Raw genomic sequence first — 15,517 nt, 5'->3', positions numbered from 1 at the left:
AAGCCCTGGCCGCACTTCGCATCAAGAAACCGACCATCGACACCCAACTGACCCTGCTGTAGTGGCAATTCCGAAGGGCCAGCCTATACGGATCAGGCACTTACGGCGGTTGGTGTCGAACTCGGGAGCCCCTCAAGGCCTCGCCAATGCCTGCGGGCATTGGCTGCGGCCGTCTCGGCGCATCCCCCGGCGCCTGGCATCCACGCAATTCCCGCGTACCTCGCGAGATATCCGGGCTAGCTCAGCGCGGCGAATCCAGCACCGGTGTACGGTGCAACGCCTCAGGATGCTCTAGAAATGCGGCTTCAACCGACCGCTCGATCATCTGGTACAGCGGCTGGATCATCGGCCTGAGATTTTTGATGATCTTGCTCGTCGTCATCAACGAGGGCACGCGCTTGCCTCGGTGGTCGATTTCACCGCCGATCACCTGAAGATCAAAGCCGATGCGCGAGAAATGGCTGGCCAGCCGCGGCTCCGTCAGCACAAAAATATTGGCGATGCCGAGGCGGCGCGCGATCGCCGTCGCGCCGAGATACAGACTCACCGGGATGAAAGGAAAGCGCGGCGCGCTGGCCCGGCTTTGAAAGTCCTCGTTTGAAATGGACGCCGCCTGAGATGTTTCCCCCTTGCGCTGACGGAAGGTGTTCATCACGGCCAGACGAGACACTTCACACACGGCATCGCGAGGCAATCGCGCTGGATCCACCAGCTCCCGGTTCAACACGTCACGGCAGCTCATCTCGAAGGGAAGCGGCTCCGACATATTGGCCGGGTTCGCGATGATCACCCGCGTGCAGCCGACCGGCACTCCCGTGCCGCGCTTTTTCAGCAAGCAATGAAAAGCATGCTGGTCATAGGCATCGATTTCGAGCCCGCTGGGCCGAACCGGCTCCCAGCCCAGGTCGCGGCAATACACATCATGCCGAATCCGATGAACCAGTTCGAGACTGCCCCGGTCCAAAGCCGGGGTCAGCTCAAACCACTCCTCGAACTTGCTCCCAAGATTTCCGTCGATTGAGGTTGTGTTCACTGGAGGCCTCTGGATTTTCGGGTTCGTCGGTCTGCAATGGTGAACCTTCCGCGACACAAAGGCTCAGCACGCTGCCCAGATGATCGCCCTGCGCTGGGCGATCACCACGCCAAGGTTTGAAGCTGCTCTTCTCATTCGACAAAAAAGGGGCCCCAAAGGGGCCCCTTTTTAAGCCGTGTTATCGCCCACGGTCCGGCTAAGCCTGCCAGGGCTTCAAGCTTGCTTGCGACGGCGAGCAAAGAAGCCGACACCAGCCAACGCGATGCCCGTGAGCGCCAGCGACGCCGGCTCAGGAACATGGAAATTCTGGTTGGCGTCAGCCTGACCGACAAAAGCACCTTGCGGCACGCCGTTGAACCCATTGCCCAGCCAAGTGCTCGGCGCTGCCCAAGCAGTGACCTTGTTGCCAAACTGCAAGGTCGAAACGACGCTGGTACCGCTCAGCGCCGGATTGATGTAGGACAGGTTCGTGGTCAACACTTCGCCCCCGAATTGGGTGCCGAGCACCACATTGCCGGGGTTCGTTGCACCCTGGACACCAGCAGCTGCTTGACCGCCATTAAAGGTGCCTGTCAGCAGCGAAATGCCATCGCCAAAGCCCGTTTGGTTGCTCAGCTTGGCGTCAGGAGTTTCGTCCAGGAAGACGCTCCATTCCCCGACCATCGGAGTGATCGTCACGAGCGAACAGCCAGTCACGCTGACGCAGGACACCATTTCCTTCAGGTGCGCGACGATTGTGACCTCGTAGCCATTCGCCGTACCGTTGCCCGTGCCTTTGACCAGGTCGTTGGTAATGAAGTTACCGCCCGTCGCGTCCTGGATGTTGACCGCGAACGCGTTGTAGTAGACGTCGATGACCTGCGACGAACCCGTCGGACTGGCGTTCGTGATCGTGTAGCCACTGATCAACACCGAGGCCGCAGACGTCCAGTCAAAGCCGCCGAAGTTGTTGTAAACGCCTTCGGGAGTCGTGATCGTCGCCGCCCCCGCCGCACCGAGGGTGGCAGACAAGCCGAGACCGATAAGGCCGCGCTTCAGAGCATTCATGTTTCGTTCTCCATCTATGGAACAAGCCCGAGCGTCTTAAAGCACACCTCGTGCCAAAGAAAGAAACACCTTTAAAATCAACAACTTGATAACACTTCCAGCACCTCAACCGGCCCGCAGGCCGCTTTGTGTAAAGCCGATCGACACACAGATGGCTGCAGCGGCGCCCTTGCCCCGCAAGTCGGCATGTCTCACGCCGCCTCAATGGTCTTGAGCCTGTACCCCATCAATCCATACATCCCAGCACGCTGATTCATGCAACAGCGTGGGCACGCCCGGCAACCTTGCCATCCGCAAAAATCTGCTCAATGATGAGTCGGTGATTCGCGTTGACGATCGTGGCATGCACACCGCCCGCACGCAATGAACTCAGAGCCGGAGGTTGATATGAATATCTTGGTGACCGGTGGTGCCGGATTCATCGGCTCTTGGCTCGTTGGGTCGCTATTGATGTCGCGTCACAGCGTGACTGTTTTAGACAGCCTCAGTGCGCAGGTGCATGGCGAGGTTCCTACATCGGATTATTCATGGCTGAAGCCGGACGGTGGCGTCAAATTCATTCGCGCCGATGTCCGAGATCAGAGCGCCGTCGATAATGCTCTGAAAGACGTGCAGATGGTGGTGCACCTGGCCGCAGAGACGGGCACAGGGCAATCGATGTACAAGATTTCCCACTATTACGATGTCAATCAGCAGGCAACTGCCGCGTTGCTTGAAGCAATTGTAACCAAGCACCGGCACATCCGGCGTGTCGTATTGGCATCGAGCCGATCAATCTACGGCGAGGGAGCCTATCGACTGGGTTCAAGGACCTTCGTGCCTGGCCCGCGCAGCCTGGAAAACCTGAAACTCGGCCGCTTCGAACCAACGGGCCCCTGCGGTGAGACGCTGGAGTTGATTCCAACGCCAGAGAACGCTAGCCCATTTCCCGCATCTATCTATGCGGCGACGAAGTTGGCCAATGAGGTGCTTGGTCGATTGATAGCTGACGCCTATGGCCTGACGGTCGTGGCACTGCGATTTCAGAACGTGTACGGGGAGCGGCAATCCTTAAAGAATCCCTACACCGGGATCCTGTCCATATTTTCAAATCGCATGCGCCAGGGACTGCCCATCAATATTTTCGAAGATGGGCATGAGACACGGGATTTCGTTCACGTTCGCGATGTCGTAAGCGCAATAACTGCCGCATTGCATGCCGACCTACCAACATTCACCGCGCTGAACGTTGGCTCGGGGCGCGCCACCACCATCCTCGAAATCGCCAAGCTTCTGGGAAAATTACTCAAAAGCACCTCCGAGCTGCAGGTCAGCGGCGACTTTCGTCTGGGAGACATCCGGCACTGTTACGCCGATTTGGAGCTCGCCAAATCGCTGCTCGGATTTACTCCCAAAATTTCTCTGGTTGAAGGCCTTCAGGCATTCAGCGATTGGGTGCAGACGCAGCCGATTGCGGAGGATCGCTCAGCAGCGGCGCTGGGCGAGCTGGCACATGCAGGCCTCGCCCCAAAGGAAAATCACCAGAACTTCGCTCCGCGCTAACGTGGAGAGCGGCAACGCCGAACCAACACGTTCAATCCGACATCCCTGTCTCGCGCCAATCGCAGCTTCAAAGGCCCGCAAGCAGACGTTCCACCTCGGCCTGCTGCCCGAACGACGGCCCCAACGCCAAGAGCTTGCGCAGATGCACCCGGGCCGCAGCCTTGTCTCCGGCTTTCAACAGCATTTTTGCAACATTCAGTCGATTTGAATGGAACGCCGGATCAATCTCTAAGGATTTCAATTCGATCTCGATGGCCTTCGGCAGGTTTCCATCGTCCGCATAGATGCCAGCCAATGTATCCATCAACTCCGGAGAGTCCGGCTTGATTTTATTTGCCTTCAAGGCATAGCTCAACGCATCTGGCTTCTTTGCCTTTGCAAGAAGCCACGCAATGTTGTTGAGCATCACATAGTTTTCCGGCTGCACCTTGACGACTTTTCCGTACCATTCAAGGGCAGCCTTTTCATCGGCTCGACGCAAGGCCACATCGCCCACATAGGCCATAAAGGTGACATCAGCCGGATACTTCTTCAGCCACTGATCAGCCAGCTTGGCTTTCTCGGCTTCCATATTCAAGGTATCGAGCACGCGATAGAGCTTCATCGCGAGAGGGGTCGATGGCTGAAGATCAAAGGCCTGCCGATAGGATCGAGCTGCCGCCGGCCAATTCTTCGTTGCCGCTTCGAAATCACCCGTCAGCGCCAGCGTATTGGCTTGGTTCGGATGCTGAGCCTGCACCTGCTTCAACAACGAACGCGCCTCATCCAATCGGTTGGCACCCATTTCCAAGGACAGCAAAGCCGCCTGAGCATCAAAATAATCAGGCTTGATCGACAGCGCTTTTTTCAGCGACACCACCGCCGCCTGAGGATCCGAATTCGCAGCATGTGCTTCCGCCATCCGCAAGTAGGGATAAGGCGAACTTGGCTGCAGTGCGGCGATCGATCGATAAGCACTTGCCGCCTGATTAAAATCGCGCACAGCAAAATAGCTTTCAGCCAATGCAATCAAGATATCCGCTCGATTCGGGATTGCAGCTGCGGCCTCCTGCGCTGCGGCCACGGCCTGCTTCGCATCTCGCGCTTCGGTCAACACCTTGATGAGCGCCAGCCTCGGCCCGGCATCGGAGGGGGCAGCGCGGATCGCAGCCTTCAGCGCCTCGACTGTCTCTGCTTTGGTCGCTCCCATCTGCGCCTTGAGGCCGACCACGGCCAATCTCGCATTGGTATTCTGAGGATCCGCCGCAATCATCTTCTCGAAGCGGGCGATGGCGTCTTGAGGCTGCTTTGCCTGGACGTCCAGGTCGGCAAGCCCTCTGGCCGCAGCAAAGTATCGCGGCGACATTGCAAGCGCTTTTTCAAACGCGGCGCGCGCGCCATCCTTGTGCCCCAGCATATTTTCGACATGCGCGCGTAGCACAAGCGGCTCCGGGTCTGCAGGACGCTTCTTCTCGAGAGCGGAGATCGCGCTCAGCGCGCCATCGAAGTTCTTTTTGGAGATATAGGTAGAAATGAGCGCTGAATCTGCTGTCGAGCCGCCATCCTCAGCAGAGATGGCGCGCAGATCTGCAATCCCCTCCACCTCACGGCCCTCACGTATCTTTGCCACGGCCAGCATCGTGCGGCTGCGTACATCACCCGGATCCATCGCGGCCGCCTGGGCGAAGAACGACTCGGCCTTGTGGACATCGCCGTCGATCAATGCCGCCTCGGCTGCAACGGAGTAAACGCCTGGCGTCGTTGCTGCCAATTCCATCAGCGGCTGAAGAGTTGCCAGCGCCCTGCTCGCATTCCCCATGCGCACATAGGTACGGGCAAGCAGCAAACGCACGCCCGGGGAACCCTTGGCGAAATCGGTGACCACCGCCTTGTTCAAATAGGACTCTGCCAGCGGCAATCCGCCCAGCTGAAATTGAACAGCACCCGCAAGATATAGAACCCGGCCATCATCACCTGCCGCCTTCAACAGTGCCGGCAACCTATCGGCCGCGAGTTGATATTTGTGATCGCTATAAGCGGTCACGACGCCGTAATACAGCGTCTGCGGGTGGTTGGGCAACTGCTTGCGGAGCAACTCCCACTGCTCGCCAGCCTGGCCCGCGTCACCATCCTTCAGGAGAACGTTCAGCGCCTGCTGATGCGCCTGCAGATTCGTCGGGTCCAGCTGGATAGCCTTTTGCAACGCAGCCAGCGCATCGCGCGGCTGATTTTTCAGCGCCAGCAACTCGCCGCTCAACTGCCACACGTCGGAGCGTTTTGGCTGGGCGGCCAGCAAGGCGTCCATCGCGGCAGATGCTTCGGCAAGTTCGTTTTGGGCGGCCAACATTCTGATGTTCAGCAATTTGGCCAACACATTGCTCGGATCCACCTGATTGGCAAAATCCAACGCAGCTCTTGCCTCTTTCAAGTGCCCCAAGCTGAAATGAGCCACGGCGAGCGAGGCGGACAAATCCGCTTGTGCAGATTTATCGGTTAACTTCAGCGAACCATACTGCCTGATGATTTTTTCCCACTCGCCTTTGGCCACGAGGATTTTGGCACTGATCGGCACCGTTTGATCGGCCGGAAATTTCAGGTCGGCAGCCTTCGAAATCTCGATGGCAGCACCAGCAGCATCGCCACTTTCCAGCAAAATTTTCGCCAGCAGGAAGCGTGCATCCGCAGAGTTTTGATTCTTTTGCAGCGCACTTTTCACATAGATCATGGCAGCACGCCGGTCACCACGATCCATGCTGACTTTTGCCGACGACAGCAGCTGGTCTACTGAATCGCCAAAGCAGCCGGCCAGCAGCGCAGCAGTCAGCAGACAGAGCAGCGGATACGCGCCTAGTTTATTTTTCACCTGAAGCCCAATAATTCGTGAACTGGATTGGCGCAGTAAACCGACACATCGCGCCCGCGTTGGTTGATTTCTAGCCAAGCAAATGCCGCCGGATATCGCAAAAGGGGCTCATCAAACCCCGGCTTCGCGGCGAGCCGGCATCGCACAAATGGAAACCTGCAAGTTCAGCAGGCGCCGGGCATGCTAACGCAGCCCCCCTCGTCAACGCTGCCGTATCGGGACCACCAAACAGGGGGTGCAGGCCCGGCATGAAGGCGATCAACGCATCGCCAGCACCGCCTGAGCCAGGCCGCCTCGCCCATCACTGGCACAAGGTCGCTGCGCTGGGCTGGCAGCACAAGCGGGCCAAGGAGCCCAGCGCCGACCACGAGCATCGAGCGTCTGCGGCTGCACCGCGCGTCGAGCCGTCCGATCGACGGCTGCATCGGATGCCGGTATCGTGCGATGCGAATGGCACCAATTTTGTGGGTACGACGTGGAGAGGCCAATGCGTAGAAAACTACTGTTTGTTGCCGAAGGGGTCTCACTCGCGCACGTTGCCCGGCCCACGGTGCTTGCAGGCGCTGTCGATCGTCAGGCCTACGACATCGCCTTTGCCAGCAACGGTCAATTTCCCGTGTGTGCACCAAGTCCGGACTGGGAACTTCACCCGCTGGAGTCCATCGACCCGGCCACATTTCTCGAGCGCCTTGGGAGAGGCAAACCTGTTTATACCGAGGCCGAACTGACGGCCTATATCAACGCAGATATCGCGTTGCTGCAGAAGGCCAAGCCCGACTGCGTCATCGGCGACTTTCGGCTGTCATTGACCATCGCAGCCCGATTGGTCGGCGTGCCGTTGATGTCTTTGTGCAACGCGCACTGGAGCCCGTACGCCACGGCGACGAAAATGTTCGCGCCCGATATTCCCATTGCGCGACTCTTGTCTTTCGGACTCTTCGACAAGATATTCCGCCTGGCTTGGCCGATGGCCAGCAAATCCCACTGCGCCGCCATCAACAAAATAAGAAAACAGCAGGGCATACCCTCTTATTCGTCGCTGCAAGAATATTATTGCGACGGCGACATGGTGCTGTATGCGGATATTCCGTCACTCACGCCGACATCAGGCGCACCGGCGACGCATCAATACATCGGGCCCATCGTGTGGTCGCCCGCCATGGCCAGGCCGGCATGGTGGAACGAGGCCATGAGTTCACCCGAGCCACGGGTCTACATCACCTTGGGCTCCACCGGCAGCGTCGATCTGTTGCCCACCATCGTTGAAGCCTGCCTCGCCGAAGGCTTTGCCTGCATCGTGGCCACGGCCGGGCGGCAGGCATTCGACTCGAAACACCCCAAGGTCTGGGCCGCCAGCTATTTGCCCGGCGTGGATGCTGCCCAAATCGCCTCACTGGTGATCTGCAACGGGGGGAGTGCCACCGCTTTTCAGTCGCTGGCCGTTGGGAGGCCCGTGTTGGGGATTTGTTCCAACCTCGACCAAGTGCTCACGATGACCCGAATTCAGGATGCCGGCGCCGGCACCTTCCTCCGCGCCGGGGAGACCACGCCCGCCAAGCTGCGAACAGCGTTGCGTGCGATCGCGACCCAGCCGAATTACGGCATGCGAGCGGCCGCACTGCAGCGCGAGATGGCCGAATGCGCGCCAGCGCAGCGATTTCCGATGCTGCTCCGGCGCATGCTGGGTCGCGAGCCGGCCCAGGCCCGCTGAATTCGGTGGCGCCGTTGCGAGCGTTCCACCCTTGAGGCCGCCCACGGCGAGCAAGCTGCGTCGGCGTCACGCCGGGCACATGAGCGCCACCCCGAGATTCAGGCCACGGCCATGTCAGTGGCCCGGGACGACGGCTGCCTGGAACGCCGCGTCGAGTGCTTCCATCCAGCGCCCCCGCTGTCGCTCAGCTGCAAAGCTGCTCTCCAGGCTGTTGCGCAGCAGTTGATGCGCTTCCCGCGGCCCCCATTGCGGCAGTGCGTTGAACAAGGCCAGCAGGTTGTCGTTGATGTAACCACCAAAGTAGGCGGGGTCGTCGGAATTGATCGTCACGGCCAACCCCGCGTCGAGCAGCTTGGGCAGCGGGTGGTCGGCAAGGTCGCGCACGACGCACAGCTTCACGTTGGACAGCGGGCACACCGTCAACGGCACGCGTTCCTGCGCCAACTTGACCATCAGCGACGGGCTTTCGACGGCGCGCACGCCGTGGTCGATGCGCTCCACGCGCAGCAGGTCCAGCGCCTGCTCGATGTAGGCCGGCGGCCCCTCCTCTCCCGCGTGGGCGACGAGATGCAGGCCGAGCTCAGCCGCCCGCGCGAACACGCGCTGGAACTTGCTCGGCGGGTGGCCCAGCTCCGAGCTGTCCAGGCCAACGCCGATGAAGTGCTGGCGATAGGGCAGCGCCTGCTCCAGCGTGGCGAGCGCGTCGTCCTCGCTGAGGTGGCGCAGGAAGCACAGGATCAGCGATGCGCTGACGTTCAGGCGCGCCTGCGCATCGGCACAGGCACGGGACAGGCCTTCGATGACCGTGCCCATGGGCACGCCGCGGACGGTGTGCGTCTGCGGGTCGAAGAACAGCTCGGTGTGAACGACGTTGTCGCGCGCGGCCTTCTCGAAGTAGGCCCAGGCCATGTCGTAGAAGTCCTGCTCGTGCAGCAGCACGCTCGCGCCAGCGTAGTAGATGTCGAGAAAGCTCTGCAGATCGGTGAACGCATAGGCCTGACGCAGCACCTCGACGCTGGCGTAGGGCAGCTTCACCCCGTTGCGCTCAGCGAGCGCGAAGATCAGCTCGGGCTCCAACGAGCCCTCGATGTGCATGTGCAGCTCGGCCTTGGGGGCACGGGCCAGCAGGCCCGGCAATGCCGAGCGGGGAATGCGGTTGAAGTCGATGTCAGTGGTCATGGCCGTCGTGACTTGGTGGGACGAGCGCCCGGACGCCCCAAGCCGCCCCTCGGGGGACCGGCCAAGGCGGGCCTTGGCCGAGGGGCTCCTCGTTCACGGGCGTCGTGCATTGTCGGGCCGAGCGCCGGGCCACCCCAAGCCGGCCCGTCGGGCGATGTGATTGCGGCTCGATGCCGCAAGCATCGCCGTCCCCTCGGGGGACCGGCCAAGGCGGGCCTTGGCCGAGGGGCTCCTCGTTCATGGGCGTCGTGCATGGTCGGGCCGAGCGCCGGGCCGCCCCAAGCCGGCCCGTCGGGCGATGTGCTGGCGGCTCGATGCCGCAAGCATCGCCGTCCCCTCGGGGGACCGGCCAAGGCAGGCCTTGGCCGAGGGGCTCCTACTTCCCCGCGCCAGGCACCTTGCCCTCAACGCCCTTGACGAAGAACTTGATGCCACCGAGGAACGCGTCGTCGCCCAGCGCATCCTTGGCCAGCACTTCCTTGCCCCCGTTGTCGATGATCGGCCCCTTCCAGATCACAAAGCTGCCGTCCTTCAAGCCGGCCTTGACCGCCTCGACCTTGGCTTTCACCTCGGCCGGCACGTCGTCGGCGATGGAGACCATGTCGATGGCGCCTTCCTTCACGCCCCACCAGGCTTTCCCGGTGGCCCACTTGCCGTCCAGCGCCTCACGCGTGGCCTGGATGTAGTACGGCGCCCAGTTGATGACGGCCGAGCCCAGGTGGGCCTTGGGGCCGTAGGCCTTCATGTCGGAATCCCAGCCGAAGGCGCGCTTGCCCTTCTCCTCCGCCGTCTTCAGCACGGCGGCGGAGTCGGTGTTCTGCATCAGCACGTCGGCGCCGCCGTTGATCAGCGCCGTGGCGGCGTCGGTTTCCTTCGGCGGGTCGAACCATTCATTGACCCAGACGACCTTGGTCTTGATCTTCGGGTTCACGCTCTGCGCGCCGAGCGTGAAGCTGTTGATGTTGCGGATGACCTCGGGGATGGGGATGGAGCCGACAACGCCGAGGGTGTTGGTCTTGGTCATCGAGCCTGCGATGACCCCGGCGAGATAGGCGCCCTCGTAGGTGCGGCTGTCGTAGGTGCGCAGGTTGTCGGCCGTCTTGTAGCCGGTGGCGTGCTCGAACTTGACGTCTTTGTGCTCGGCCGCCACCTTGAGCAGCGGCTCCATGTAGCCGAAGGTCGTGCCGAACACGAGCTTGTTGCCCTGGCCGACGAGGTCGTTGAACACGCGCTCGGCGTCGGCGGCCTCGGGCACCTTTTCGACGAAGGTCGTCGCGATCTTGTCGCCAAACTCTTTTTCGAGCGCCTTGCGGGCGTTGTCGTGCGCGAAGGTCCAGCCACCGTCGCCCACCGGGCCAACGTAGGCGAAGGCAATCTTCAGCGGCTCCGGCTTGGCGGCGGCCGCGGAAGCTGCCGGCCCGGCGGCCACCGGCGGCTCGTCCTTCTTCGAGCAGGCCGTGAGCGCGGCAGCGGCGGCCAGCGCGGCGAGCGCAAAGGTCCGACGAGAAGCGGGGAATGTCATGCGTTTCTCCTGAAGGATGGCGGTTGGGAAGGGTTCAATGGCCGGGCTTGAATGGCTTGCCGAGCGACGCAGGCATGTTGGCCCGGATCCACGCGGGGTTGCGCGACATCAACACGAGCACGGCGATGGTGGCCAGGTAGGGCAGCATGCTGAGCCAATGCGTGGGGATGTCGATGCCCTCGCTTTGCAGATGGAACTGCAGCATCGTGACGCCGCCGAACAGGTAGGCGCCCAGCAGCACGCGGGCCGGCCGCCAGGTGGCGAAGGTCGTCAGCGCCAGCGCGATCCAGCCCTTGCCGGCCACCATGCCCTCCACCCACAGCGGCGTGTAGATGACGGACAGGTAGGCGCCCGCCAAACCGCACAGCGCGCCACCCGCACACACGGCGGCCAGGCGAATGCGCCGCACCGGATAACCCAGCGCGTGAGCAGACTCGGGCGACTCGCCCACCGCGCGCAACACCAGCCCGGCACGGCTGCGGTAGAGAAAGACATGCAGCGCCACCGCCAGCACGATCGCACAGTAGACGAGCGGATGATGGGCGAAAAGCGCCTTGCCAATCACCGGCAGGTCCGCCAGGCCCGGGATGGCCCAGGTCGAGCGCTCCGACAAGCGTTGCTGCGTGTACGACGTGCCAACGAAGGCCGAGAAACCGGCGCCGAACAGACTCAGCGCCAGCCCCGTGGCGTACTGGTTGGTGTTGAGCCAGATCACCAGCAGGCCGAACAACAGCGACAACACCGCGCCCGCCGCCATGCCGGCCAGAACGCCCAGCACGTCGGAGCCCGTGTGCACCGCCGTCGCGAAGCCGGCGATGGCGGCCACCAGCATCAGCCCTTCCGCGCCGAGGTTGACGATGCCGGCTCGTTCGTTGACGAGCAGGCCAAGCCCGGCGATGGCCAGCACGGTGCCGGCGCTCAGCGTCGCGGCGATGAGCAGCGCGATTTCGTTCATGCGAGGGCCGCCTTTGCCTTCGCCGCCGCCACCCAGCGCATGCGGTATTGCAGGCCGTGGTCGCAGGCCAGCAGCGTGAACAGCAGCAAGCCCTGGAACACGCTGGTCAGTGCCTTGGGCAGGCCCAGGCGGCTCTGCGCCAGTTCACCGCCGATGTAGAACATGCTCATCAGCACGGCCGAGAACACGATGCCCACCGGGTGCAGCCGGCCGACGAAGGCCACGATGATGGCCGCAAAGCCGTAGCCCACCGGCACATAGGGCGTGAGCTGCCCCAGCGGCCCGGCCACCTCCAGCGCGCCGGCCAGGCCCGCCATGCCGCCGGACAGCAGCAGTGCCGTCCACAGCGCACTGCGTGATGAAAAACCGGCGTAACGCGCGGCCGCCGGTGCGATGCCACCCACCGTCAGCGCATAGCCGCGGTAGGTGCGGAACTGGAACACCACGAACGCCACGACGGCCAGCAGCGCCACCACGACGCCGGCGTTCATGCGCAGGCCCTGCACCAGCCGCGGCAGCCGGGTCGATGCGGCAAACAGCACCGTCTGCGGGAAGTTGTAGCCATCCGGGTCTTTCCACGGGCCGTAGACGAGGTAATTCAGCAGCAGCCCGGCCACGTAGACCAGCATCAGGCTCACCAGAATCTCGTTGGTGTTGAAACGGTCGCGCAGCAGCGCGACGACGCCCGCCCACAGCATGCCGCCGACAACGCCGCCCAACAGCACGGGCACCACGAACCAGGCCGACGTGGCCGGCCCGGCCTGCATCGCCACCCAACCGGCACCCAGCGCGCCGAGCACGAACTGGCCCTCGGCGCCGATGTTCCAGATGTTGGCGCGAAAGCACACCGCCAGCCCCAGTGCGATCAACCCCAGCGGCACGGCCTTGACGCTCAGCTCCGACAGCGCGCGGCCATCCTTCAGCGGCTCGACGAAGAACAGCCGCAGCGCCTGCACGGGGTCCTTACCGAGGGCCGAGAACAGCGCGATGCCGATCAGCACCGTGATGACCAGCGCCAGCAGCGGCGCGGCGACGGCCAGCGCCAGCGACGTCTGCGCACGCGGCTCAAGCTTGAGCATCGGCGACCTCCGCGCTCCCCGTCACCGGCCAGAGCCCCGACATCCATTCGCCGATCTGCTCGCGCGTGGTCTGCCCGACCCTCAACGTCGGCGACAAGCGGCCCTGCGCAATGACGTGCAGCCTCTCGCACAGCTCGAACAGCTCGTCCAACTCTTCGCTGAACACCAGCAGCGCGCAGCCCTGGTTGCGCAGCCGCAGCAGCTCGCCGCGGATCTGTGCTGCCGCGCCGACGTCCACGCCCCAGGTCGGTTGCGCAATGATGAGCAGCTTGGGTGCCGCATCGATCTCGCGGCCGACGATGAACTTCTGCAGGTTGCCGCCGGACAGCGTGCGTGCGGGCGCGTCCGGGCCCGGCGCCTTGACACGGAAGCTGTCGATCAGCTTGGCGGCCAGCTGGCGCGCCTGGCCGCTGCGTATCCAGCCGCTGCGCGACACCGCCTCCGTGCGCGTCAGCAGCGTGTTCATCGCCAGCGACAGCGTCGGCACCGCGCCGCGGCCCAGCCGCTCCTCGGGCACGAAGTGCAGTCCGGCGGCACGGCGCCTGCGCGGCGAGGCGCGCGCGATGTCCTGATCGAACAGCTGGATGCTGCCCGCCGCCGCACGCGGGTCCTCGCCCGACAGCGCCGCGAGCAGTTCCTGCTGGCCGTTGCCCGACACGCCGGCCACACCGACGATCTCGCCGGCACGCACCTCCAACGAGACCCCCTGCAGCGTGATGCCGAACGGGTCTTGCTGCGGCAAGTCCAGCCCGGCCACACGCAGCACCGGCGCACCGGCCAAGCCCACACGGGCGGTCAACGCTGGTGCGTCGGCACCAATCATCAGCCGCGACAGGCTGGCATTGCTTTCTTGCCGAGGGTCCACCTCACCGACGACACGGCCACCACGCAGCACCGTGCAGCGGTGGCACAGCGCGCGGATCTCATGCAGCTTGTGGCTGATGTAGAGGATGGAGCAACCCTCGGCACTCAGCTGGCGCAGCGTGACGAACAGGCTCTCGACGGCCTGCGGTGTCAGCACCGAGGTCGGCTCGTCGAGGATGAGCAACTGTGGCTTGGTCAGCAGTGCGCGCACGATCTCCACGCGCTGACGCTCGCCGACGCTGAGCGTGTGCACCGGCCGGACCGGGTCCACGTGCAAGCCATAGGTGGCCGACACGCGGCGCGTCTGCTCGGTCACCTCGGCCAGTGACAGCGACTGATCCAGGCCCAACCAGATGTTCTCCGCCGCCGTCAGCGTTTCGAACAACGAGAAGTGCTGGTAGACCATGCTGATGCCCAGCGCACGCGCCTGCGCCGGGCTGAACACCTGAACCTCACGGCCGTTCCAGGCAAGCTGCCCCGCATCCTGCCGCACCGCGCCGTAGATGATCTTCATGAGCGTCGACTTGCCCGCACCGTTCTCGCCGAGGATGGCGTGGATCTGGCCCGGCGCCACCTTGAGGTGGATGCCGTCGTTGGCGCGGACGCCGGGGTACTGCTTGCTGATGCCGATCAGTTCTAGGCGGTTCATTGGTGCCCCTCGACCAGTCTGGCCCTGCGTGCGAGCGGCCCGGCGCTCGGCCCGGGAACCGCAAGCACCATCGCCGGCTGACGCATGATCCCGGTGATCAGAAGTGGTACTCCGCCCGGATCATCGGCGTCTTCGCGAATGCGCCGCTACCGGAAGCACCCTTGTAGGCGTTCCCGAACTTGTTGCGCCAGTACTGGTACTCGAGCCCCACCTTGAACTTGCCCGGCGCCCCCGATGCGGCGCCCACGTCGTACATGACCTGGCCATCGAAGTTGAACTCGGGGGCCGTCGCCGCGCCGAACTCGTCGCGGCCCTTGCTGGCGATGTAGTTGACAAAACCCTCGAAGGCCAACGGCAGCTTGCCCAACGGAATACCCCAGGCCGCGGTGAGCATCAGATGGGTCTTGTAGTCATAGCGCGGCGTGGCCGTGCCGGTGAACTTGTTGTACGGAGCGTTGCTCTCTTTCAAGGCGAGCAGGCTCACGTTCAAAAAACCAGGCACGTCCATCATCAAGGTGGGCCCCGCCACCAGCATCTGCTTGCGCGAGTTGTAGCCGGCATCCACCTTGACGTTGGCATCAAAGCCCGCCGTCAGGCCGACACCCCGCACGGGGCCGAACCCGATCTTGCTGCCACTGATCTTGCCGAAGTCCAGCGTGTGGCGGTAGACGATGTAGACCTCGGTCGCGCCACTGCCCGAGTTCGGGCTGGAAGGGTCCTTCTTGTCGGACAGCAACACGTCGGCGTTGAAGAAGTTGCTGCCGTAGGCGTAGCCGCTGGCGTGGTTCAGATCGAGGATGTGCTTGTGAATGTCGTTGGATCCGAACGGCTCGCCAAACTTGGTGCCGTAGCGATAGCCGATGGATGTATCGGCCCAGTCCGCCGCGACGCTGGCGTTAGCAGCCGTGGCGATGAGGGCGGCGCAGATCAAACGGGTCTTCATTCTCAAGGTCGGCTCCTGGTCAGTTGAAATCGATGGATCAAGATCACCTCGACATCGCAGGGTGTTCGTCAGCACCCAGGCGGCTTGGTATCGGGCATTAGCAAGTCGCGGGCCAGTAGGGGTTTCCAGCTGCATGCAAACACGCCAAGCT

The 15,517-nt window shown here is 63.0% G+C and carries 11 protein-coding genes; 2 read left to right on the top strand and 9 right to left on the bottom strand.

The genetic code is table 11. The features are described from left to right. Nucleotides 1-241: 241 nt before the first annotated feature. Together ACG00X_RS02520 and pepA are read right to left on the bottom strand one after the other, a co-directional pair. Entirely contained in the window at nt 242-1,033 is a 792-nt protein-coding gene (locus ACG00X_RS02520; protein ID WP_394486348.1) for a PEP-CTERM/exosortase system-associated acyltransferase, read from the bottom strand. Nucleotides 1,034-1,246: 213 nt separating this feature from the next. Then, on the bottom strand, nt 1,247-2,080 hold the full coding sequence (pepA, locus tag ACG00X_RS02515; RefSeq protein WP_394486347.1) for a flocculation-associated PEP-CTERM protein PepA: 834 nt from the start codon (nt 2,078-2,080) through the stop codon (nt 1,247-1,249). Between the two features lie 387 nt (nt 2,081-2,467). On the opposite strand from pepA, the gene ACG00X_RS02510 reads away from it, so the two are divergent. Next, on the top strand, nt 2,468-3,622 hold the full coding sequence (locus tag ACG00X_RS02510; protein WP_394486346.1) for an NAD-dependent epimerase/dehydratase family protein: 1,155 nt from the start codon (nt 2,468-2,470) through the stop codon (nt 3,620-3,622). Between the two features lie 67 nt (nt 3,623-3,689). Here the strand turns inward: ACG00X_RS02510 and prsT are convergent, their stop codons facing one another. Further along, nucleotides 3,690-6,464 carry an XrtA/PEP-CTERM system TPR-repeat protein PrsT gene (gene prsT / locus ACG00X_RS02505; protein WP_394486345.1) on the bottom strand — a complete coding sequence of 925 codons (2,775 nt, stop codon included), beginning with the start codon at nt 6,462-6,464 and terminating at the stop codon, nt 3,690-3,692. 487 nt (nt 6,465-6,951) lie between these two features. On the opposite strand from prsT, the gene ACG00X_RS02500 reads away from it, so the two are divergent. Then, nucleotides 6,952-8,175 (top strand): glycosyltransferase, encoded by a 1,224-nt coding sequence (locus ACG00X_RS02500; RefSeq protein WP_394486344.1) that lies wholly within the window; start codon nt 6,952-6,954, stop codon nt 8,173-8,175. Nucleotides 8,176-8,289: 114 nt separating this feature from the next. Here the strand turns inward: ACG00X_RS02500 and ACG00X_RS02495 are convergent, their stop codons facing one another. From ACG00X_RS02495 to ACG00X_RS02470, 6 genes are all read right to left on the bottom strand, one after another. Then, nucleotides 8,290-9,354, bottom strand: coding sequence for an adenosine deaminase (locus tag ACG00X_RS02495; protein WP_394486343.1), 1,065 nt, complete (start codon nt 9,352-9,354; stop codon nt 8,290-8,292). Nucleotides 9,355-9,730: 376 nt separating this feature from the next. Then, on the bottom strand, nt 9,731-10,876 hold the full coding sequence (locus ACG00X_RS02490) for a BMP family ABC transporter substrate-binding protein (RefSeq protein ID WP_394486342.1): 1,146 nt from the start codon (nt 10,874-10,876) through the stop codon (nt 9,731-9,733). Between the two features lie 34 nt (nt 10,877-10,910). After that, entirely contained in the window at nt 10,911-11,831 is a 921-nt protein-coding gene (locus tag ACG00X_RS02485; protein WP_394486341.1) for an ABC transporter permease, read from the bottom strand. Continuing rightward, nucleotides 11,828-12,910 carry an ABC transporter permease gene (locus ACG00X_RS02480; protein WP_394486340.1) on the bottom strand — a complete coding sequence of 361 codons (1,083 nt, stop codon included), beginning with the start codon at nt 12,908-12,910 and terminating at the stop codon, nt 11,828-11,830. Before ACG00X_RS02480 ends, ACG00X_RS02485 begins: the two co-directional genes overlap by 4 nt. Continuing rightward, complete coding sequence (locus ACG00X_RS02475; RefSeq protein ID WP_394486339.1) at nt 12,897-14,423, bottom strand: ABC transporter ATP-binding protein; 1,527 nt, start codon at nt 14,421-14,423, stop codon at nt 12,897-12,899. Before ACG00X_RS02475 ends, ACG00X_RS02480 begins: the two co-directional genes overlap by 14 nt. Nucleotides 14,424-14,520: 97 nt before the next feature. Then, on the bottom strand, nt 14,521-15,366 hold the full coding sequence (locus ACG00X_RS02470; RefSeq protein ID WP_394486360.1) for an outer envelope protein: 846 nt from the start codon (nt 15,364-15,366) through the stop codon (nt 14,521-14,523). Nucleotides 15,367-15,517 lie beyond the last annotated feature (151 nt).

It is taken from the genome of Pelomonas nitida (genome assembly GCF_043555975.1).
Taxonomy (GTDB): Bacteria; Pseudomonadota; Gammaproteobacteria; order Burkholderiales; family Burkholderiaceae_C; genus Pelomonas; species Pelomonas nitida.
The sequence above is the reverse complement of the archived record's forward strand: the minus strand, read 5'-3'. Positions and strand labels throughout refer to the sequence as shown.